This is a genomic window from Rhodovulum sp. 12E13 (genome assembly GCF_003340565.1).
Classification (GTDB): Bacteria; Pseudomonadota; Alphaproteobacteria; order Rhodobacterales; family Rhodobacteraceae; genus HLUCCA09.
Window position 1 is genome coordinate 1 of record NZ_QPLK01000004.1, and the last position, 20,835, is coordinate 20,835.

The 20,835-nt window shown below is 73.9% G+C and carries 18 protein-coding genes; 10 read left to right on the forward strand and 8 right to left on the reverse strand.

The window, feature by feature from the left end:
• Nucleotides 1-2: 2 nt before the first annotated feature.
• Nucleotides 3-1,409, reverse strand: a complete 1,407-nt coding sequence (gene ahcY / locus DLJ49_RS04545; protein WP_115392350.1) for an adenosylhomocysteinase — start codon at nt 1,407-1,409, stop codon at nt 3-5.
• A 130-nt stretch (nt 1,410-1,539) separates the two neighbouring features.
• Between ahcY and DLJ49_RS04550 the strand changes: the two genes are divergently transcribed.
• Entirely contained in the window at nt 1,540-2,124 is a 585-nt protein-coding gene (locus tag DLJ49_RS04550; RefSeq protein WP_199533299.1) for an HD domain-containing protein, read from the forward strand.
• Here the strand turns inward: DLJ49_RS04550 and DLJ49_RS04555 are convergent.
• The 3 genes from DLJ49_RS04555 to DLJ49_RS04565 form a co-directional block, all read right to left on the reverse strand.
• Nucleotides 2,121-2,396, reverse strand: coding sequence for a hypothetical protein (locus DLJ49_RS04555; RefSeq protein WP_115392351.1), 276 nt, complete (start codon nt 2,394-2,396; stop codon nt 2,121-2,123). The genes DLJ49_RS04550 and DLJ49_RS04555 overlap by 4 nt on opposite strands.
• Before the next feature lie 116 nt (nt 2,397-2,512).
• Nucleotides 2,513-3,067, reverse strand: coding sequence for an ActR/PrrA/RegA family redox response regulator transcription factor (locus DLJ49_RS04560; protein WP_115392352.1), 555 nt, complete (start codon nt 3,065-3,067; stop codon nt 2,513-2,515).
• 89 nt (nt 3,068-3,156) lie between these two features.
• Nucleotides 3,157-3,792, reverse strand: a complete 636-nt coding sequence (locus DLJ49_RS04565) for an SCO family protein (protein ID WP_115392353.1) — start codon at nt 3,790-3,792, stop codon at nt 3,157-3,159.
• 87 nt (nt 3,793-3,879) lie between these two features.
• Here DLJ49_RS04565 and regB point away from each other — a divergent pair, with 87 nt between their 5' ends.
• The 8 genes from regB (at nt 3,880) to trxA (ending at nt 16,215) form a co-directional block, all read left to right on the forward strand.
• Nucleotides 3,880-5,280: a sensor histidine kinase RegB gene (gene regB / locus DLJ49_RS04570; RefSeq protein ID WP_115392354.1), complete on the forward strand. Its 1,401-nt coding sequence runs from the start codon at nt 3,880-3,882 to the stop codon at nt 5,278-5,280.
• Between the two features lie 119 nt (nt 5,281-5,399).
• Complete coding sequence (locus DLJ49_RS04575) at nt 5,400-7,049, forward strand: PAS-domain containing protein (protein WP_115392355.1); 1,650 nt, start codon at nt 5,400-5,402, stop codon at nt 7,047-7,049.
• Between the two features lie 92 nt (nt 7,050-7,141).
• On the forward strand, nt 7,142-7,684 hold the full coding sequence (gene tsaE, locus DLJ49_RS04580; protein WP_369932487.1) for a tRNA (adenosine(37)-N6)-threonylcarbamoyltransferase complex ATPase subunit type 1 TsaE: 543 nt from the start codon (nt 7,142-7,144) through the stop codon (nt 7,682-7,684).
• Entirely contained in the window at nt 7,681-8,730 is a 1,050-nt protein-coding gene (locus tag DLJ49_RS04585) for an aminoglycoside phosphotransferase family protein (RefSeq protein ID WP_115392357.1), read from the forward strand. Before tsaE ends, DLJ49_RS04585 begins: the two co-directional genes overlap by 4 nt.
• A gap of 23 nt (nt 8,731-8,753) precedes the next feature.
• Complete coding sequence (locus DLJ49_RS04590; protein ID WP_115392560.1) at nt 8,754-9,422, forward strand: nucleotidyltransferase family protein; 669 nt, start codon at nt 8,754-8,756, stop codon at nt 9,420-9,422.
• Complete coding sequence (gene addB, locus DLJ49_RS04595; RefSeq protein WP_115392358.1) at nt 9,419-12,358, forward strand: double-strand break repair protein AddB; 2,940 nt, start codon at nt 9,419-9,421, stop codon at nt 12,356-12,358. The genes DLJ49_RS04590 and addB overlap by 4 nt, the downstream gene beginning before the upstream one ends.
• Nucleotides 12,355-15,834: a double-strand break repair helicase AddA gene (addA, locus tag DLJ49_RS04600; RefSeq protein ID WP_115392359.1), complete on the forward strand. Its 3,480-nt coding sequence runs from the start codon at nt 12,355-12,357 to the stop codon at nt 15,832-15,834. Before addB ends, addA begins: the two co-directional genes overlap by 4 nt.
• Before the next feature lie 60 nt (nt 15,835-15,894).
• Entirely contained in the window at nt 15,895-16,215 is a 321-nt protein-coding gene (gene trxA / locus DLJ49_RS04605) for a thioredoxin (protein ID WP_115392360.1), read from the forward strand.
• 61 nt (nt 16,216-16,276) lie between these two features.
• Here trxA and DLJ49_RS04610 read toward each other — a convergent pair whose 3' ends face one another.
• Genes DLJ49_RS04610 through mnmD form a run of 4 tightly spaced genes read right to left on the reverse strand, consistent with a single transcriptional unit; the run spans nt 16,277 to nt 19,687 of the window.
• Entirely contained in the window at nt 16,277-17,080 is an 804-nt protein-coding gene (locus DLJ49_RS04610; RefSeq protein WP_115392361.1) for a metallophosphoesterase family protein, read from the reverse strand.
• A complete protein-coding gene (locus tag DLJ49_RS04615; RefSeq protein WP_115392362.1) occupies nt 17,077-18,075 on the reverse strand; it encodes a diacylglycerol/lipid kinase family protein in 999 nt (332 codons plus the stop codon). The genes DLJ49_RS04610 and DLJ49_RS04615 overlap by 4 nt, the downstream gene beginning before the upstream one ends.
• A 44-nt stretch (nt 18,076-18,119) precedes the next feature.
• On the reverse strand, nt 18,120-19,004 hold the full coding sequence (locus DLJ49_RS04620) for a DMT family transporter (RefSeq protein WP_115392363.1): 885 nt from the start codon (nt 19,002-19,004) through the stop codon (nt 18,120-18,122).
• Nucleotides 19,001-19,687, reverse strand: a complete 687-nt coding sequence (gene mnmD, locus DLJ49_RS04625) for a tRNA (5-methylaminomethyl-2-thiouridine)(34)-methyltransferase MnmC2 (RefSeq protein WP_115392364.1) — start codon at nt 19,685-19,687, stop codon at nt 19,001-19,003. The genes DLJ49_RS04620 and mnmD overlap by 4 nt, the downstream gene beginning before the upstream one ends.
• A gap of 92 nt (nt 19,688-19,779) precedes the next feature.
• On the opposite strand from mnmD, the gene DLJ49_RS04630 reads away from it, so the two are divergent.
• Nucleotides 19,780-20,814, forward strand: coding sequence for an NAD(P)/FAD-dependent oxidoreductase (locus DLJ49_RS04630; protein ID WP_115392365.1), 1,035 nt, complete (start codon nt 19,780-19,782; stop codon nt 20,812-20,814).
• Nucleotides 20,815-20,835: the final 21 nt, after the last annotated feature.

Here is a 20,835-nt window from a genome sequence, read left to right on the forward strand (position 1 = left end):
CCTCAATACCTGTAGTGGTCTGGCTTGAAGGGGCCCTGGGGGGTGACGCCGATGTAGTCGGCCTGGTCGGGGGCGAGCTCGGTGAGCTTGACGCCGATGCGGCCCAGGTGGAGGCGGGCGACCTTTTCGTCGAGGTGCTTGGGCAGGACGTGGACGGCGTTGTCGTACTGCTCTCCCTTCGTCCAGAGCTCGATCTGGGCGAGCACCTGGTTGGTGAAGGAGGCCGACATCACGAAGCTGGGGTGGCCGGTGGCGTTGCCGAGGTTCAGCAGCCGCCCCTCGCTGAGCAGGATGATCCGGTTGCCCGAGGGCATCTCGATCATGTCCACCTGGTCCTTGATGCTGGTCCACTTGTGGTTCTTCAGCTGGGCGACCTGGATCTCGTTGTCGAAGTGGCCGATGTTGCCGACGATCGCCATGTCCTTCATCGCGCGCATGTGCTCGAGGCGGATGACGTCCTTGTTGCCGGTCGCGGTGACGAAGATGTCGGCGGTCTCGACCACGTCTTCCAGCGTGGTCACCTGGAAGCCGTCCATCGCCGCCTGCAGCGCGCAGATCGGGTCGGCCTCGGTGACGATCACCCGGGCGCCCGCGCCGGCGAGCGAGGCGGCCGAGCCCTTGCCGACGTCGCCGTAGCCGCAGACCACGGCCACCTTGCCGGCCATCATCGTGTCGGTGGCGCGCCGGATGCCGTCGACGAGGCTCTCCTTGCAGCCGTACTTGTTGTCGAACTTCGACTTGGTGACGCTGTCGTTGACGTTGAAGGCGGGGAAGGGCAGGTGGCCCTTCTTCATCATCTGGTAGAGGCGGTGGACGCCGGTGGTGGTCTCTTCCGAGACGCCGCGGATGGCGGCGCGCTGGCGGCCGAACCAGCCGGGGCTCTCGGCCATGCGCTTGCGGATCTGGGCGAAGAGCGCCTCCTCCTCCTCCGAGGTGGGCACGGCGATGAGATCCTCCTCGCCCTCCTCGACGCGGGCGCCGATCAGCACGTAGAGCGTGGCGTCGCCGCCGTCGTCGAGGATCATGTTCGCGGTGCCGCCCCCGCTCTCGCCCCCGAACCGGAAGATCCGGTCGCAGTAGTCCCAGTATTCCGCGAGCGTCTCGCCCTTGACGGCGAAGACCGGCGTGCCGCCCTCGGCGATCGCGGCGGCGGCGTGGTCCTGGGTGGAGAAGATGTTGCACGAGGCCCAGCGCACCTCGGCGCCGAGCGCGGTCAGCGTCTCGATCAGCACGGCGGTCTGCACCGTCATGTGGAGCGAGCCGGCGATCCGCGCCCCCTTCAGCGGCTGCGCCGCCCCGTATTCCTCCCGGAGCGCCATCAGCCCCGGCATCTCCGTCTCCGCGATCTCGATCTCCCGCCGCCCGAACCCGGCGAGGGCGATGTCCTTGACGACGAAATCCCTGGGCATGCTCTGCGCTCCGTTATGAGGTCGCGCGGGAGTTAGCACCGCCCCCTCACAACGGCAACTGCGCCTGTTGCCCGTGCCGTTGGGCTGCCCTAACCCTGCCCCGGACCGACCCGCCGGAGGATCACTGCCCATGCCCGCCCGTGCCTGGCAACGGATGCTCTCTGGCCGCCGCCTCGACCTGCTCGACCCCACGCCGGTCGACATCGAGATCGAGGATATCGCCCACGGCCTCGCCTTCGTCGCCCGGTGGAACGGGCAGACGGCCGGCGACTGGCCCTACTCGGTGGCCGAGCACTCCCTGCTGGTCGAGCGCATCTTCGCCCGGCTCTGCCCCCCCGACCCACGCTGGCAGCTTGCCGCGCTGCTGCACGACGCGCCGGAATACGTCATCGGCGACATGATTTCGCCGGTCAAGGCGGCGGTGGGGCCGGAATACGGCCGGCTCGACGACCGGCTGTCGGCGGCGATCCACCTGCGCTTCGGCTTGCCGGCCGAGGTGCCGGGCCGCGTGAAGAAGCAGATCAAGAAGGCCGACAAGGTATCGGCGTGGCTCGAGGCGACGCAGATCGCGGGCTTTTCCGAGCGGGAGGCCGACCGTTTTTTCGGCCGGCCGAGGCCCGAGCACGCCGAGGGCCTCGCCATCGCGCTGCGCCCCCCCGCCGAGGTGCGCGCCGCCTACACCGCCCGGCACGCCGAGCTTATGGCCGCGCTCTAGCAGGTACGCCCGGCGGAGCGCGGCGCGCCGGGGAAGGTGCGGCCATCGCCCGCGCGCCAGCCGACGAACCGCGCGTCGCGCCCCTCGAAATACAGCGTCAGGCCGTCGCGCGGCCATGCCACCGCGGCGAGAGGGCAGCCGGGCGGCGCGGTGGCGGCATCCGGCGCGCGGCCCAGCACGCGGGCCACCGCGGCCACGGCGCCTGCGCGGTGGCGGCCGAAGCCGATCTCCTGCCCGGTGGGCGCCACGTCGATGCCCTGCGTGGCCGGCATCAGGCTCAGCCCGCGTGCGGGCGGCAGCTTGGACGGAGGCGGCGCCGTGGCGGGTGGGGCGCAGGCCGCGAGCGCCAGACAGGCGGCGAGCGCAGGGCCGGCCGGCCGCCCCGATCTCACCGCGGCGAACGCTTCGCCAGGATACGCTGCAGGGTGCGGCGGTGCATGTTGAGCCGCCGCGCCGTCTCGGAGACGTTGCGGTCGCACAGCTCGTAGACGCGCTGGATATGCTCCCACCGCACCCGATCGGCCGACATCGGGTTTTCGGGGGGCGGCGGCATGTCTTCACCCTTGGCGAGCAGGGCGGCCGTGATGTCGTTGGCGTCGGCCGGCTTCGACAGGTAGTCGGTCGCGCCGATCTTGACCGCGGCCACCGCCGTGGCGATGGCGCCGTAGCCGGTCAGCACCACGATGCGGGAATCCGGACGCTTTTCGCGCAGCACCTCGACCACGTCGAGGCCGTTGCCGTCCTCCAGCCGCAGGTCGACCACGGCGTAGGCGGGTGGCCGGGCAGTGACGATGGCCTGCCCGGCGGCGACCGACTGGGCCAGCTCTGGCTCGAAGCCGCGCTTTTCCATCGCCCGGGCGAGACGGCGAAGGAACGGCTCGTCGTCATCCACGATCAGGAGCGAGCGCTCCACGCCAAGATCCTCAGCCTCCCGTTCGCCCATGTGTGTCTCTCCCGTCGGCGTCCCGTATCGCCGACCTAGAGTTAGTGGCACTTCGCCACTGCGTCAAACCTATGTGTTGGCGGCGCGAATCAGCCAGACGCGCCCGTTGCGCGCAACACGCACTCCACCCGGTCGGCCAGCTGCTCGCCAGACAGTTCGCGGCGGAAGAAGCCCGAGAACCCGCGCTCGGGGAGGGTCAGATACGTCAGGGTGGTATGATCCACGAGATAGAACTCGTCGTCCTCGTCGTCGTGGGCATTGTAGTAGGTGCGATAGGCCTGCGAGGCGGCCTTCACCTGCTCGGGGCTTCCGGTGAGGCCCAGCATGTCGGGGTGGATGTTTGCGGTGAAGGCGTCGACCACCTCGGGCGTGTCGCGGGCGGGGTCGATCGAGATGAAGACGGGCTGCACGTCGAGGCCGCGCTCGGCGAGGATGTCGACCGCCTCGGCGTTGCGCACGGTGTCGAGGGGGCAGACGTCGGGGCAGAAGGTGTAGCCGAAATAGATCAGGCTCGGGCGGTCGATCACCTGCGCGCTGCTCACCGTCTCGCCGGTCTCGGAGACCAGCGTGAAATCGCCGCCGATGTCGCCCGCCGATGCCCCCGCCCCGCAATCGGCGGCGACATTGGTGCCGCCGAAGCGCTGCACCGCGACCAACCCGCCGAGCGCCGCCAGAAGGCTCGCGGTCAACGCCCCGGCGAGAATGGCGTAGGCTCTGGTCTGCATCTTGGCATCTCCCCTCTCCCGTTCGCCCTTCTGCATCCGAGCGCGGCGCGTTATCACGGGCGGCGAGGCGAGATGTAAGGCCGGCGGATGGACGAACCAACGCTCCCCATGTTCGACGAAATGTCGCGCAGCCACTGGGTGCGCCTGCGCACGCTGATCGTGTTGCGCTGGATCGCCATCGTGGGGCAGCTCGCCGCGATCGAGACGGCGCGGCACTACTTCGACATCGAGCTGCCGGTGGGGCTGTGCTACCTCGCCGTGGGCGTGGCCATCATGGCCAACCTCGTCGCCATCCTCGTCTACCCCGAGAACAAGCGCCTCTCCGAGGCCGAGACGACGCTGACCCTGATGTTCGACGTCGCGCAGCTGTCGTTCCTGCTGTTCCTGACTGGGGGCATGAACAACCCCTTCGCGGTGATGATCCTGACGCCCGTCACCGTTGCCGCCTCGGCGCTGCGGCTTCGGTCGGCGGCGATCCTCGGTGCCACGGCGGTGGCGCTCGTCTCGGTGCTCGCGGTCTCCTACATCCCGCTGCGCAGCGCGTCGGGCGACGTGCTCGAGATGCCCGAGATCTTTCGCTTCGGCTTCTGGATGGCGATCGTCATCGGCGTGGCGTTCCTCGCGCTCTACGCGCGCCGGGTCTCGATGGAGATCAACTCGATGTCCGACGCGCTGCTGGCGACGCAGATGGCGCTTGCCCGCGAGCAGAAGCTGACCGATCTCGGCGGCGTGGTGGCGGCGGCGGCGCACGAGCTGGGCACGCCGCTCGCGACGATCAAGCTGGTCTCGACCGAGCTGATCGACGAGCTCGACGGGCAGGAGACCCTGCGCGAGGATGCCGAGCTGATCCGCGACCAGGCCGACCATTGCCGCGACATCCTGCGCTCGATGGGCCGGGCGGGGAAGGACGACCTGCACATGCGGCAGGCCCCCCTCGACAGCGTGATCCGCGAGGCGGCCGAGCCCCACCGCGACCGCGGCAAGGACATCCGCTTCGACGTGGCGCCCGAGGCGGGGGCCGACGCGCGCCAGCCGCAGATCTGGCGGCGCCCCGAGGTGATCCACGGCCTGCGCAACCTCGTGCAGAACGCGGTCGATTTCTCCTCGACCACCGTCTGGGTCGACGCGCGCTGGACCGACGACACCGTCTCGATCCGGATCGCAGACGACGGCGAAGGCTTTCCGACCACGTTGCTGGGGCGGATCGGCGACCCGTTCATGCGCGCCCGCAAGAGCGCCGCCGAGCGCGGAAAGCGCCCCGAATACGAGGGGATGGGGCTGGGCCTGTTCATCGCCAAGACGCTGCTGGAGCGGTCGGGGGCCGAGCTCTCGTTCGCCAACGGGTCGGATCTCTTCGCGACGCCGGGCGACCGCGCGGACCGGTCGGGCGCACTGGTCGAGGTGATGTGGCCGCGCGCCCGCATCGCCGCCGAGACCCCAGAGGGCAGCCGGCCGCTGGGGCAGAACCGGCCGATCCGCGTGGGCTGAGCCGCGGATCGAGGCGCGGCCGTGGGCCGCAGGCGACGGCCCGGCGCCGACCGCAAGGTCATCCTTAACCACAAGTTAACCATTCTCGCCGAGGCTCACGGGGCGCTTGGGGAGGCGGCATGCACCCGTTCGACTACCTCGATCTTCCGCTCGGCCTTCTGCTGCTGGTCACAGCGTTCCTGACCTCGCTCTCCGCGCTCGTGCTGGTTGTCCGGCTCACGCCGCCGCGCCGCGTCACCTGGTCGCCGCTGGAGCACGAGGGCGATCCCACCGCCTTCCTGTTCGACGACGAGGATCTCGTCGATGCCACCTCCGACGCGCGCGCGCTCCTCGCCCACGGCCCCGAGCAGATGGAGGACTTTCCGCGCCTCGCCGCCGTGCTCTCGCCGCGTTTCCCCGACCTTGCCGAGCGGCTCTCGGGCCTCGGCCGCCGCCAGTCGCTCGAGATCGAGTCGTCGGACGGGCAGACGGTGCTCGCGGCCGAGTGGCGCTCGGGCCTGACGCGCATCGCCCTGCGCCCGCGGGAGGAGCGCGAGGCCCCCCTGCCCGACAGCCTCGCCCTCGCCGCGATGGAAGACGAGCTCGCCGACCTCCGCACCACCATCGACGCCGCGCCGGTGCTGATCTGGAAGGAAGACGCCGGGGGCGCGGTGCGCTGGGCCAATGCCGCCTACATCGAGCTCGCCCTGCGCGCCGACCCCGAGGGCGAGACGCTCTCGTGGCCGCTGCCACGGCTCTTTCCCGCGTCCGACGGGGGCGAGCAGCCGGGCGGGCGCCTGTCGCTCGAGCTGCCGCGCGAGCAGGGAGACGGCGCGGACGGCGAGGGCGAGGGCGAGGGCACCGAGACGCTGATCTTCGACGCGACGCGCGCCCGGTCGGGCGACGCCACGATGGTGTTCGCCATGCCGGCCGACCGGCTGGCGCGCGCCGAGGGGCAGCACCGCGAGTTCATGCAGACGCTGGTCAAGACCTTTGCCCACCTGCCCATCGGCCTCGCCCTGTTCGATCGCGATCGCAGGCTGGCCGTGTTCAACCCCGCGCTGACCGACCTGTCGGGCTTGCAACCGCTGTTCCTCAGCCGCCGGCCCACCCTGTTCGACTTCCTCGATGCGCTGCGCGAGGCGCGCCGGATGCCCGAGCCCAAGGATTATCGCGAATGGCGCCGCCGCATCGTCGAGATGGAGGCAGCGGCGGCGAACGGCACCCATATCGAGACGTGGGCGCTGCCCGACGGCACGACCTTCCGTGTCACGGGTCGACCGCACCCAGACGGCGCCATCGCCTTCCTGTTCGAGGACATCACTTCGGAGGTGACCCTGACCCGGCGCTTCCGCTCCGAGCTCGAACTCGGGCAGGCCGTGGTCGACGCGATGCCCGAGGCCATCGCGGTCTTCGGGCCCTCGCGTGCGCTCGTGCTCTCGAATGCCGCCTACGAGTCGCTGTGGGACGACGACACGACCGCAACGCTCGTGCCGGCGACGCTGGCCGAGGCGGTGGTGCGGTGGCGCGCGGCGGCCAGCCCGACCCCTGTATGGGACGAGATCGCCGCCTTCGCCGCCAATCCGGGCGCCGAAGGCTGGTCGCGCGAAGTGCGCCTGGCCGACGGGCGCGGCCTGGTCTGCCGTGTCGCGCCGCTGGCCGGGGCGGGCACGCTGGTCGGCTTTACCCCGCGGGCGCCCGGCGCGGGCCGCCTCGCCCCGGTCGAGGGCGAGGCAGCCGGCGAAGCGGCTTCCGGCACACCGCGTCAGGCGGCGACGGCGACGACCTGAGCGGCGCTGCCGGCCGCAGCCAGTGCCAGACCGCCCCTGCCTGAGCCCGCTGCGGGCTTGTCCGTGCCCCCGCCGCTTGTATTGTGCCCCGCGTGACGACCGCCGCAGCCGCACCGCCCGCTCCGACCGACCCCGCCCGTGCTGCCTGTGCCGGCCGGGCCGAGCGCGTGCTGGCGCTGCCCGATGCCGTATCGACCGACGCCCTGGGCCAGGCTCTGGCCGCCCTCCTGCGATCCGGCGACACGGTGCTGCTCGCCGGCCCCATCGGCGCCGGCAAGAGCCACCTCGCCCGCGCCCTGATCCGCGCGGCCTTCCGCGCCGGCGGAGCCGAGCCGCCCGAGGTGCCCTCGCCCACCTACACGCTCGTCCAGCCCTACGCCGCGCCGGCGGGCGAGATCGTGCATGCCGACCTCTACCGCCTCGGCGACACGTCGGAACTGGAGGAACTGGGCCTCGCCGAAGCCTTCGGCACCGCGCTTTGCCTTGTCGAGTGGCCCGACCGCCTGGGCGGGGCCGCGCCCGCCGACGCCCTGCGCATCGACCTCGCGCCCGAGGGCGATGGCCGCCGCGCCACCCTCTCGGGCGATCCCTCCCGCTGGGCGGATACCCTTGCGGCACTCGGGCGCGGGCCATGAGCCGCAACGGGGCCATCGCCGCCTTTCTCGACCGCGCCGGCTGGCGAGAGGCCGCCCGCGCCCCGCTGGCCGGGGACGCCTCGCGCCGCCGCTACGAGCGGCTCACGGCGCCCGGCGGGGCCCGCGCCGTGCTGATGGACGCCGCGCCGGACCTGGGCGAAGACGTGCGCCCCTTCCTGCACATCGCGCGCCACCTTGCGGGCCTCGGCCTCTCGCCGCCCGCGATCCTCGCGGCCGACGAGGCGCACGGCCTCGCCCTGATCGAGGATCTCGGCGACGACCTCTACGCCCGCGTGGTCGCGCGCCGTCCCGAGGCCGAGAGCGCCCTCTACGAGGCGGCCGTCGATCTGCTCGTCGCCCTCCATGGACACGCCCCGCCCGCCGACCTGCCCGCCTACGGACCGGCCGAGATGGCCGACCGCGCCCGCCTCGCCGCGCTGTGGTATCGCCCCGGTCTTGCCGGCCGCTCGCCCGGCGACGCCGACGAGGACGCCGCCGCCATCCTCGCGCGGGCGACCCGCGCCGCGATCGAGGCCCACGCGCCAGGCCACGCGGCGACGGTGCTGCGCGACTACCACGCCGAGAACCTGCTGTGGCTGCCCGGCCGGCAGGGCACTGCCCGCGTCGGCCTGCTCGACTTCCAGGACGCGGCGCGCGGCCACCCGGCCTACGACCTCGTCTCGCTGGTGCAGGACGCCCGCCGGGATGTCTCTCCCGATCTGCACGACGCGATGATCGCGCGCTACGCCGCCGCCACCGGGCGCCCCGAGCCGGAGGTGCAGGCCGCCTGCGCCGTCCTCGGCGCCCAGCGCGCGCTGCGCATCCTCGGCGTCTTCGCCCGGCTCGCGCTGCGCGACGGCAAGCCCGCATATGCCGGGCTGATCCCCCGCGTCTGGGGCCTTCTGCAGCGCGACATCGCCCACCCGGCCTGTGCCGACCTTGCCGAGGCCGTGGCCCGCACCCTGCCCGCGCCCGACGCTGCCGGCCTCGACCGCATCCGCGCCCGCGCGGGCACGGTGGCCGACCCGGCCCCCGCCGCGCCGTGAGCGGGGCGCGGCCGCGGGCCATCCTGCTCTTTGCCGCTGGCTTCGGCACGCGGATGAGGCCGCTGACGGCCGACCGGCCGAAGCCGCTGATCGAGGTGGCGGGCCGGGCGTTGCTCGATCACGCGCTGGCGCTGGCCGACGCGGCCGAGGTGCCGGCAAAGGCCGTGAACGCCCACTACCGCGCCGAGCAGATCGCCGCGCATCTCGCCGCCCGCCCCGACGTGGCCGTGTCGCACGAGACGCCCGATCTCCTCGACACCGGCGGCGGCCTGCGCCACGCCCTGCCGCTGCTGGGCGGCGGGCCGCTCTACACGCTCAATACCGATGCCGTTTGGACGGGGCCGAACCCGCTCGACACGCTGGCCGAGGCATGGCAGCCCGACCGGATGGACGCGCTGCTGCTTCTCGTCCCGGCCGAACGCGCGCGCGGCCATGCCGGCGCGGGCGACTTCCGCCTCGACGCAGGCGGCCGGCTCGCCCGCGGCGGGAGCCTTACCTATACCGGCGCGCAGATCGTGGTGGCCGAGGCGGTCGCGGCGCATCCGCCCGGCGCCTTCTCGCTGAACGCGGTGTGGGACGGGATCGCGGAGCGCGGCCGCCTGTTCGGCGCGGTCCATCCCGGCGGCTGGTGCGACGTCGGCCACCCCGGCGGCATCGCCGAGGCCGAGCGGATGCTGGCGGGGGCACCGTGAGCGGCCTCTACGCCCTGCCGCCCGGTGCCGACTTTCCCTCCGCGCTGGCCGCCGGGCTCGAGGCGCGGCTGGCGGGCCGCCCGCCCGACGACTGGGCGCGCACGACGATCCTCGTCAACTCGGGCCGCATGGCGCGGCGCGTGGCCGAGGCGCTGTCGTCCGGCCCGCCGCGCCTGTTGCCGCGCATCGTGCCGGTGTCGGATCTCGATGCCCTCGGCGCCTTCCCGGAGGTGCCGCAGGCCCGCGCGGCCCTCGCCCTGACGCTGGAGCTCGCCGGGCTGATCGAGGCGCTGATCGACCGCGACCCCACGCTCGGCCCGCGTGCCGCCGCCTTCGACCTCGCCCGCAGCCTCGCCGCCCTAATCGACGAGATGGAGGGCGAGGGCGTGCCGCCGCAGGCGCTGGCGCGGATCGACGTGGCGGGCCACGCCGCCCACTGGCAGCGCAGTCGCGCGATCGTCGATGCCGCCTATGCGCATTTCGGGGGCGGGAGCCTGCCGGGTGCCGAGGCCCGCCGCGCCCGCATCGTCGATGCGCTGGTTGCGCGGTGGCAAGCGGCGCCACCCGACGGGCCAGTGGTCGTCGCGGGCTCCACCGGCTCGCGGGGGGCGACGCGGCGGTTGATGGAGGCGGTGGCGCGGCTGTCGGAGGGCTGGGTCGTGCTTCCCGGCTTCGACACGCACATGCCGGCCGATCACTGGGCCGCGCTCGACAGTGCCCACCACGGCGAGGATCACCCGCAATACCGCTTCCTCGGCCTGATCGAGGCGCTGGGCCTGACACCCGCCGACGTGGCGCCCTGGAACGACGCGCCCGCGCCCGACCCCGCGCGCAACCGCCTCGTCTCGCTCGCGCTCTGCCCGGCGCCGGTGACCGACCGCTGGCGCGCCGAGGGTGCGGCGCTGGGCGATCCTGCGGCGGCGACCGCCCGCCTGTCGCTCGTCGAGGCGCCAAGCCCCCGCGCCGAGGCCGGCGCCATCGCCCTGTGCCTGCGCGCGGCCGTGGACACGGGCAAGCGCGCCGCGCTGATCTGCCCCGACCGCGACCTGACGCGGCAGGTGGCCGCCGCGCTCGATCGCTGGGGGATCGAGCCCGACGATTCCGGCGGCACGCCGCTGCACCAGACCCCGCCGGGGCGCCTTCTGCGCCTGACCGCGGGTCTGATGGCGGCGCCGCCCGAGTTGCCCGACCTGCTGGCGCTGCTCAAGCACCCGCTCGCCGCGACCGGGGGCGCCCGCGGCCCCCATCTGCTCGCCACCCGCGAGCTCGAGCTGTTCCTGCGCGAGGCGCACATCCCGCGGCCCGGGGCGGCCGACCTCGCGGCCTTTGCCGAGAAGCGACAGGCGCAGGCCGAGTGGGCCGAGTGGCTCGCCGCGCTGCTCGAGCAGGCCGCGTCGCACCGCGCCCCCTGCCTGCTTGCCGAGCGCATCGCCGCCCATCTCGCGCTGGCCGAGGCGGTGGCGGCCGGCCCTGGCGGCACGCCGCCCGGCACCCTGTGGGACGCGGCCGCCGGCCAAGCCGCCCGCGCGGCGATGGATGCGCTGGCCGAGGCCGCCCCCGCCCATGCCGGCCCGCTCCCGGCGCGGGCCTACGGCGACCTGCTGCGCCTGCACCTGTCGTCCGCGCAGGTGCAGGATCCGCGGCTGCCCCATCCGCAGGTGATGATCTGGGGCACGCTCGAGGCGCGGGCGGGCGGTGTCGACCTCGCCATCCTCGCCGGGCTGAACGAGGGTACCTGGCCCGGCCTGCCCGGCCCCGACCCGTGGCTCAACCGGCGGATGCGGGCCGAGGCGGGGCTGACCTTGCCCGAGCGCCAGATCGGCCTCTCGGCCCACGACTTCCAGCAGGCCGTCGCCGCGCCCGAGGCGATGCTGACCCGCGCCACCCGTGACGCCGAGGCCGAGACGGTTCCCTCGCGCTGGCTGAACCGGCTCACCAACCTGCTGAAGGGGCTGGGGCCGGGGGGCGCGGAGGCGCTGAAGGCGATGCAGAAGCGCGGCTCGGACTGGCTCGATCGGCACGCCGCGCTCGAGACACCCGAGGCGCCGGTCGCTGCCGCGCCGCGCCCCTCGCCCCGCCCGCCGCTCGCCGCCCGACCCAAGGCGCTGTCCGTCACCCGGATCACCACGCTGATCCGCGATCCGTACGCGATCTACGCCCAATACGTGCTCGGTCTGCGCCGCCTCGCCCCCCTTCTGCCGCTGGCCGATGCGCGCGCCCGCGGCATTGCCCTGCACGACACGATGGAGCGGTTCCTGAAGCATCACGCGGAGTGGCGCGATGACCCGGGCTCGGCTCGCGCCGCGCTGGAAAGGGCGACCGCGGCGCTCGACGCCCGGGCGCACGACCCGGCGATGGCCACGCTGTGGCGCGCGCGTCTGATGGGCGTGGCCGACCGGCTGATCGCGGGCGAGGCCGCGCGGCTGGCCGACGCCGAGCCTGTGTTCGCCGAGGAAAAGGGCCGCCTCCCCCTCTCCGGCCTCGACTTCACGCTCGAGGCGCGGCCCGATCGCATCGACCTTGCGGCAGATGGCACCTACGCCGTGCGCGACTACAAGTCGGGCAACCCGCCCACGCTCAAGCAGGTGCGCGCCTTCGACAAGCAGCTCCCGCTCGAGGCGGCGATGGCCGAGCGCGGTGCCTTTCCCGGCTTGCCCGCCGCCCCGGTGACGGCGATGACCTACATCGCCCTCGGCGCAAGCGGGTCGGACCGCGAGATCCCCGTCGAGGACGAGGGCGCCCGCCTGCCCGACCGCGCCTTCGAGGAACTTCATGCCCTGATCGCCGCCTATGACGTGCGCGACCGTGGCTACACCGCCCGCCGCGCGGCCGAGACCGTGCGCTTCGAGGGCGACTACGACCACCTCGCCCGCCTCGGCGAATGGGATCTGACCGACGCGGCCGTGCCGGAACGGGTCGGAGGCGACGACGCATGAGGGACGAGGCGAAGCGCGACACCGCCACGCAGCACCAGGTGCAGGCGGCCGATCCCACGGCGTCGACCTGGCTCGCCGCCAACGCCGGCTCGGGCAAGACGCGGGTGCTGACCGACCGGGTGGCGCGGCTCCTGCTCGCCGGCACCGCGCCGCAGAACGTGCTCTGCCTGACCTACACCAAGGCGGCCGCCAGCGAGATGCAGAACCGCCTGTTCCGCCGCCTCGGCGAGTGGTCGATGGCCCCCGACGCGGCGCTCGCCCACACGCTCGAGGTGCTCGGCGCCGACGCGCCCCGCGATGCCGCCACGCTGGCCAGGGCCCGCCGCCTCTTCGCCCGCGCCATCGAGACGCCGGGGGGGCTGAAGATCCAGACGATTCACGCTTTCTGCGCGTCGATCCTGCGGCGCTTCCCGCTCGAGGCGGGGATCAGCCCCGCCTTCCGCGAGCTCGACGAGGCCGAGGCGGCGCAGCTGCGTGCCGAGGTGCTCTCGCAGATCGCCGAGGCCAGCCAGGCAGAGGTGGAAGCCGTCGCCGCCGAGGTCTCCGACGAGGATTTCGGCCCCCTCTGCGACGACATCCTGCGCCACCGCGCCGCCTTCGATCCACCGCTCGACGCGGCAGGTGCGCTGGCCGCCTTCGGCCTCGCCCCCGGCAGCACCGTCGATGCCCTTCGCGCCGATGCCGTCTCGGCCATCGGGCCGGACGACCTGCGTGCCATCGCCGACGTGTTCGACGGCGAGTCGAAGACCATGCAGGCGCTCGCCCCCGAGCTGCGCCGAATCGCCGGTGCGGGCGGTGGCGCGGCGGCCTTCGACGACCTCTGCGCCGTGGCCCTCGTTGCAGACCGCTCTCGCGCCAACTCGAAGATCCCGACGAAGAATGCCCGCATCGCCCTTGGCCCCCTGGCCGAGACGTGGGACTCGATGGCCGAGGCCATCGTCGCCGCCTGCGAGGGCGAGCGGGCGCTCGCCGCCGCGCGGCAGACCCACGCGCTCCACCGCTTCGCCGCCCTCTTCCTGCCCGCCTACGAGCGCGCCAAGGCCGAGCGGGGCCTCGTCGATTTCGACGACCTCATCGCCCGCACCGCGCGCCTGCTCGACGCCCCCGGCGTGGCCGAATGGGTGCTCTACAAGCTCGACGGCGGGATCGAGCACATCCTCGTCGACGAGGCGCAGGACACGGCCCCCGAGCAATGGCGCATCGTCCAGCTTCTGACGGCCGATTTCACCTCGGGCGCCTCGGCCCACGCCCCCGGCGACCGCACGCTCTTCGTGGTGGGCGACCTCAAGCAGTCGATCTACTCGTTCCAGGGCGCCGACCCCGACAGCTTCATCGCCGAGCGCGACCGCTACCGCGCCCGCCTCTCGGCCACGGGCCAGACCCTGCAGGAGCTGGAGCTGGCGCATTCCTTCCGCTCCGCCCCCGAGATCCTGCGCGCGGTCGACGAGACCTTCGCGCCGGGCAACCGCGACGGGCTGGGCGATTACTTCGAGCACATCCCCTTCCACGGTAACGCGCCGGGCCGGGTGGAGCTTTGGCCGCGAGTGGAGCCGGCCGACACCGGCGAGGACGCACCGTGGTACGAGCCAGTCGACCAGCGCGGAGAAGAGCATCACCACGCCCGCCTCGCCGCGCAGGTGGCCGAGGCCGCCCGCGCCATGGTCGACCGCGCGCACCTGCCGGGCACGGACGGCCCCCGCCCGGTCACCGCGGGCGATATTCTCATCCTCGTGCAGAGCCGCGGCACGCTGTTCCACGAGATCATACGGCGGTGCAAGGCGGCCGGCCTCGACGTGGCCGGCGCCGACGTGCTCAAGCTCGGCGAGGAGCTGGCGGTGCGCGACGTCACCGCGCTGCTGGCGTTCCTCGACACGCCCGAGGACAGCCTGTCGCTCGCCGCCGCCCTGCGCTCGCCGCTCTTCGGCTGGTCCGAGGGCGATCTCTACGACCTCGCCGCGGGCCGCCAGAGCCGCCACCTCTGGCAGGCCCTGCGCAGGCGCGCCAGCGACTGGCCCGAGACGGTCGCCACCCTCGACGACCTGCGCTCCGCGGCCGACTTCCACCGCCCCTTCGAGCTGATCGAGCGCATCCTGACGCGGCACGACGGCCGCCGCCGCCTTGTCGCCCGGCTCGGCCCCGAGGCCGCCGACGGCATCGACGCCCTGCTCGCCCGCGCGCTCGCGCACGAGGGGCAGGCGGTGCCCTCGCTCGCCGCCTTCCTCGCCGCGCAGGAGGGCGAGGCCGCGCGCATCAAGCGGCAGGCCGAGGGCAGGGGCGCCAAGCTTCGGGTGATGACGGTGCACGGCGCGAAGGGGCTGGAGAGCCCCATCGTCATCCTGCCCGATTGCGGCCAGCAGCGGCGGCTGCGCGACGTGTCCGACCGCGTGCTGGTCGATGCCGCCGGCCGCCCCCTTTGGTCGGCCCGCAAGGCCGAGGCGCCTCGCCCCCTGCTGGAGCTGCGCGAGCAGGCGGTGGCCCGCCGCGAGGCGGAATCGCGCCGTCTGCTCTACGTCGCCATGACCCGGGCCGAGACATGGCTGGTCCTCGCCGCCTCGGGCGAGCTGGGCGCACGCGGCGACACATGGTACGAGCAGGCCCGCGCAGGGCTGGAGCGCGCCGGCGCCGTGGCCGACGATACCCGCGGCGCGGGCGGCCTGCTGCTGCAGTCGCAGGACTGGCCCGCCGAGGGGCCCCATGCGCCCGCCGCCGCCGCCACGCCGCCCCCCGCCCTGCCCGGCTGGGCGCGCACCGCGCCGCCGGCGCCGCCCCGGCCCGCCCGGCCCCGCGCCCCCTCCGATCTTGGCGGCGCCAAGGCCCTTCTCCATCATCTTGGCCCAAATACTCCGGGGGGAGGCGCCGCAGGCGACGGGGGGCAGCGCCCCCCCGCCCACGGCGCACTCCCCGCCCACGGCGCACCCCCCGCCCACGGCGCACTCCCCGCGAACGGCGAGAGCCGCGCGCCGGCCGGAGACGCGGCGGTCGCCCGCGGCACCCGCCTGCACCGTCTGCTGGAAGAGCTGCCGCGCCATGACCCTGCCACCTGGCCTGCCATCGCCGCCGCCCTCGACCCGCACGCAGAGGGCGCCGAAGACGAGCTGGCCGAGGCCGCGGCGATCCTCGGCGATCCCGGCCTCGCGCCGCTCTTCACCCCCGGCACGCTCGCCGAGGTGCCCATCACCGCGTCCCTGCCCCAGCTCGGCGGACAGCGCATCGCCGGCAGCATCGACCGTCTCGTGGTGGAGGGGGCCCGCGTTCTTGCCGTCGACTTCAAGTCGAACACGCTGATCCCCGAGCGGCCGGAGGACATCCCCGAGGGCCTGCTGCGCCAGATGGGCGCCTATGCCGCCGCGCTCGGGCTGATCTATCCCGGCCACGAGATCGAGACCGCGCTTCTGTGGACCCGCGCGCCGCGCCTGATGACGGTGCCGCCCGCCCTTGCCGCCGCGGCGCTTGCCCGCGCAGCCCCCTCGTCTTGACGCCCCGCCGGGGCCTCCATAGCTTCGGCCTCCAACCGATCGAGCCGAGGAGGCGCCCCAATGACCACGCATGCCGTCACCGACGATACCTTCGACACCGAAGTGAGGCAGTCCGACATCCCCGTCGTTGTGGATTTCTGGGCCGAGTGGTGCGGCCCCTGCAAGCAGATCGGCCCCGCGCTCGAGGAAATCTCCGAGGAGATGGCCGGCAAGGTGAAGGTGGTGAAGGTCAACGTCGACGAGAACATGTCGGTCGCCGCCTCGCTGAACGTCCGCGGTATTCCCGCGCTTTTCCTGTTCAAGGACGGCGAGGTGGTGTCGAACAAGACCGGCGCCGCGCCCAAGGCCGCCCTGCAGAACTGGATCGAAAGCGCCATCTGAGCGCGGCCCCGCGCGCCACGAGGCGAGGGGCGCTCCGGCGCCCCTTTCTCATGCGGGGGGGTCATCGCCGCGCGTCGATCTCCCAGCCCGCGTCGCTCCGCATGAAGCGATAGGCCCCCTCGTGCGCGAAGCCGGTCGCGTTGTCGCGTGCGGTGTAGCGATCCACCCGCGCGGCCCGCCCGTCGAGCGTGATCAGGTTGAAGTCGTTGGGCTCGTCGCGCACCCGCGTCGACAGGCTGGTGCCGGCCTGCACCAGCAGCGTGCCGCGCGCCACCGTCGCCGCGGCGGTGCGCCAGCTGTGCAGGTGCCCGCAGAGCACGACATGGGCCCCGCAGGCGCCGAAGGCGGCGAGCGCCCGGCCCGCGCCTCTGGTCAGCGCCTTGTCGGTGCCGGGCGCATGCTCGAGCGGATGGTGCAGCACCACCACGTTCGGCCCGGAGTCGCCCCGCGCGCGGAACGCCGCGCATACCCGGTCCACCGTGCGCGGCCCGATTCGCCCCCGCTGCCACGCGAGCGGGTTGACCGTGTTGGCCCCCACCACCGCCACGTCGCCCACGTTGAGGCGCGGCTCGAGATCCTGCGAGATATGCTCCCTGTAGCGCCCGAAAGGCCGCAGGAGACGGACGAACAGGTTGTCGAGCGGCGTGTCGTGGTTGCCCGGCACGCACAGCACCGGCGCGGGCAGCCGCTCGAGAAAGGCGCGGGCGGCGCGGAACTGGCCGATGCGGGCGCGCTGGGTCAGATCGCCCGAGACCGCCACGAGATCCGGTGCAAGCTCGCCCACCGCCGCGATCAGAGGCTCGGCGAGCTCGGGCCGGTCGCGTCCGAAATGCAGGTCGGAGAGATGCACGATCCGCGTCGTCATGCGCCCCCCGCAGCCAGGCCCGACCCCGCGCCGGGCGCCGCACCCGGTCCGGGCGTGATGGGGCCTGCCTCGTCGCCGTGCCGCTCCGCTCCCTCGGGGCGCACGACGCGCAGAGCATCGCCGCGGAGTGTGAAGCGGAACGGCGCAGCCATGTCGAAGCGCTCGCCGTCGCAGGCGACGGTCCGGCGGCGCCCCGTTGTGTCGATGGTGACCGCCCCGGCGCAGTGCCAGTCGAAGTCGCGCCCCGGCTCGATCCGTCCTGCGGCCAGCCGCGCGGCCAGCGTCAACAGTTCCGCCCGAGTGCCGTCGGGCGCCACGAACACGGCGAACCGGCCGTCGCGGATGCAGTCGGCCCCCGGCAGGCCGAACCTCTCGACCTGAAAGGCGCTCCGCGCGACGAAGACCAGCGGCGAGCGTTGCCGCACCGTGCACCCGTCGAGCGTCACCCGCATCGCCTCGGGCCCGCCCGCGCGCAGGATCGTGCGGGCGACCGACCACAGCGCCGCCGGCCGCGAGCGGCCATACTGCGCGTAGATGCGCTCGCGTCGCCGCAGCACCTCGGGGTAGAGGCCGAGGCTCGCGTTGTTGAGAAAGAGCTGCCCGTTCACCTCGCCCGCCGCCACCGCCCGCGCGGTGCCCCCGGCCGCGAGGTCGACCGCCGCGCCGGTCTCGAGCGGCAGGCCGATCCCGCGGGCGAAGTAGTTGAACGTGCCGAACGGGATCACGGCGAGGTCGGGGGCGTCGTCCATCCCCGCCAGCGCGGCGGCGACGCCTGCCACGGTGCCGTCGCCGCCGGCCGCGGCGATGCGGGCGAACCCGTCGCCGGTGGCCCGGCGCACCTGCTCGGAAAGCGGTGTGTCTCGGTCGGTTTCGCGCAGCGCGAACCGGCCGGGATGGCGCGCGCAGGCGGCCTCGAGCCAGGCGCGCTTCTGCTCGGGCGCGTCGCGCCCGGCCCCGGGATTCACGAGAACGCAGATATCCGGCCGCTGCCCCATGCGCCGTGAACGCCCGGCCCGCCGCGTTTGTTCGCCTGCCACACTCAGCCCGGGCGGCGCAGGCGGTTGCGCGCCACCTGTTCGCGCCACAGCGTGAACAGGCCCGCCGCGATGACGATGGCCGCGCCCAGCGCCACGTTCCACTCCAGCCGCTCGTCGAACACGGTGATTCCCAGCGTCGAGGCGAAGACGAGCTGGAGGTAGGCGAAGGGCTGCACCGCGCTCGCCTCGGCCACCTCGTAGGTGCGGATCAGGAGCCAGTGCCCCGATGCGCCGGTGATGCAGAGCGCGGCCATCCACGCCCAGTCGGGGCCCGTCATCGGCTCCCAGAACCAGATGCCGACGACGGTCATGAAGGCGGCACCGGTCGTCCCCGTCCAGAAGAACGAGGTGGCGGTGCTGTCGCGCCGCCCGACGTAACGGGTGAGCAGGCCGTAGAGCGCGAACATCGTCGCCGAGAGCAGCGGCACCAGCGCCTCGACCGAGAACACGGCGAATCCCGGCCGCAGGATCACCAGCACGCCGACGAAGCCCACCCCGATCGCCACCCAGCGCCACGGCCCCACCCGCTCGCCCAGCACCGGGCCGGAAAGGGCTGCGATCAGCAGCGGGTAGGAGGCGAAGACGGCGTGGCTCTCGACCAGCCCCAGCAGCACGAAGGCGAGCACCATCACGCATATCTCGGCGGCAAGCAGCACGCCGCGGAACGCTTGCACCCAGGGCTGCGAGGTGGCCGCGGCGGCGCGCAGGCCGGCCTGTCGCACCGCGAGCGTCACCACGAAGGCGGCGAAGAACCAGTAGCGGATCATCACCACCATCAGCACGTTGTATTCGCTCGCCAGGTGCCGCGAGATCCCGTCCTGCATGGCGAAGACGAAGGTGGTGGCCACCATCAGCAGGATGCCGAGCCGCGTGTTCTGCTCGGTCATGGCCCGGCCCCGGCAGCCAGAACGCCGCGGCTCATGTGCCGCTTGCGCCCGTAGCCCGCCGCCCGCTCGACGGCAAAGCCCGCCTCGGCCAGCGACCGCCGCACCGCGCCCGCCGCGGTGTAGGTGGCGAAGGTGCCGCCCGGCGCGGTGTGCCGCGCGACCTCGGCCATCAGCGACGGCTCCCACAGCTCGGGGTTCCTCGCCGGGGCGAAGCCGTCGAGGAACCAGGCATCCGCCGCGCTCTGCCAGACCGGCAGCATCCGTCGCGCGTCGCCCACGACCATGCCCGCTTCGACCGAGCCGATGCGCGCGGCGAAGCCCTCGGGCCGCCAGGCCGCCACAAGTTGCCCCGCGAAGGGGGCGAGCGACGCGAAGGGCGCCAGCGCGCGCTCGACCTCGGCCGCCGTCAGCGGAAACGCCTCGAAGCCGAGATACAGCACCGGCACCTCGCCCGCCGCCTCGGCCAGCGCGAGGAGGTTCAGCCCCGTGCCCACGCCCAGCTCGGCCACGCGAAAGCCCGGGGTCAGCCGCCCCGGCAGCCCGTTGCCGGCGAGAAAGACGTGCCGCGCCTCGGCCAGCCCGTCCTGAAGCGAATAGTAGGGATCGCCGAAGCGGGTGGAGACGGGCACCTCGCCCGCGCGCCAGTCGAGCCCGGACGCCGCGCTGCTCTGGTCGCCGGTCATGCGCTGCCCTATGCCTCCCCGGCCCGAGTTGGAACCGCGGCGGACTATCGGAGAGGGGCCGGACCTTGGCAAGCAGATGGGACGCGACGGTCATGGGCGGCGGGGTCTGGGGCCTCGCCTGCGCGTGGGAGATGGCCCGCCGCGGCGCCCGCGTCCGGCTGATCGAACGCGACCGGATCGGGGCGGGCGCGTCGGGCGGGGTGGTCGGCGCGCTCGCCCCCCACGCGCCGGAGCGGTGGGGGCCGCTCAAGGCGTTCCAGCTCGACAGCCTGCTCGCGGCGGAAGGCTTCTGGGCCGGCGTGGCCGACGCGTCCGGCCTCTCGCCCGGCTACGCCCGCACCGGCCGTCTGCAACCCATCGCGGACGCCGCCGCGCTCGCCCGCGCCGAGGAGCGGGTCGCGGCCGCCCGCACCCTCTGGCGGGGCGCGGCGGACTGGCGGGTGATCGACGCCGCCGAGGCGGGCGACTGGGCGCCCGCCAGCCCCACGGGCAAGCTGGTGCACGAGACGCTGGCCGCCCGGCTCCATCCGCGTCAGGCCGGCGCGGCGCTGGCGGCCGCGATCCGGGCGCGGGGCGGCGAGGTGGTGGAAGGCCATGGCGCGGCGGCACCGGAGCCTGAAACGGAACCGGTGATCTGGGCCACCGGCGCCGCGGGGCTGGCCGACCTGTCGGCCGCATTCGGCCGCGAGGTGGGGCGGCCGGTCAAGGGGCAGGCCGCCGTGCTCGGCCTCGACCGGCCGGGCACCCCGCAGATCGGCGGCGAGGGCCTGTTCGTCGTGTCCCACGAGGACGGCACGGTGGCCGTCGGCTCCACCGCCGAGCGCGACTTCGGCGACCCCCACGCCACCGACGCGCAACTCGACGACGTGATCGCCCGCGCCCGCGCCACGGTGCCCGCCCTGCGCGAGGCCCCCGTGCTGCACCGCTGGGCCGGCCTGCGTCCCCGCGCTCGCTCGCGCCGGCCGATGCTGGGTGGGTGGCCCGGACGGCCGGGGCACCACGTGGCGAATGGCGGCTTCAAGATCGGCTTCGGCCTCGCCCCCGGGGTCGCCCGCGTCATGGCCGACCTCGTGCTCGACGGGCGCGACACCATCCCTCAGGGCTGCCGCGTCGAGGACAGCCTCTAGGATGCCCGGCATGGATCGCGA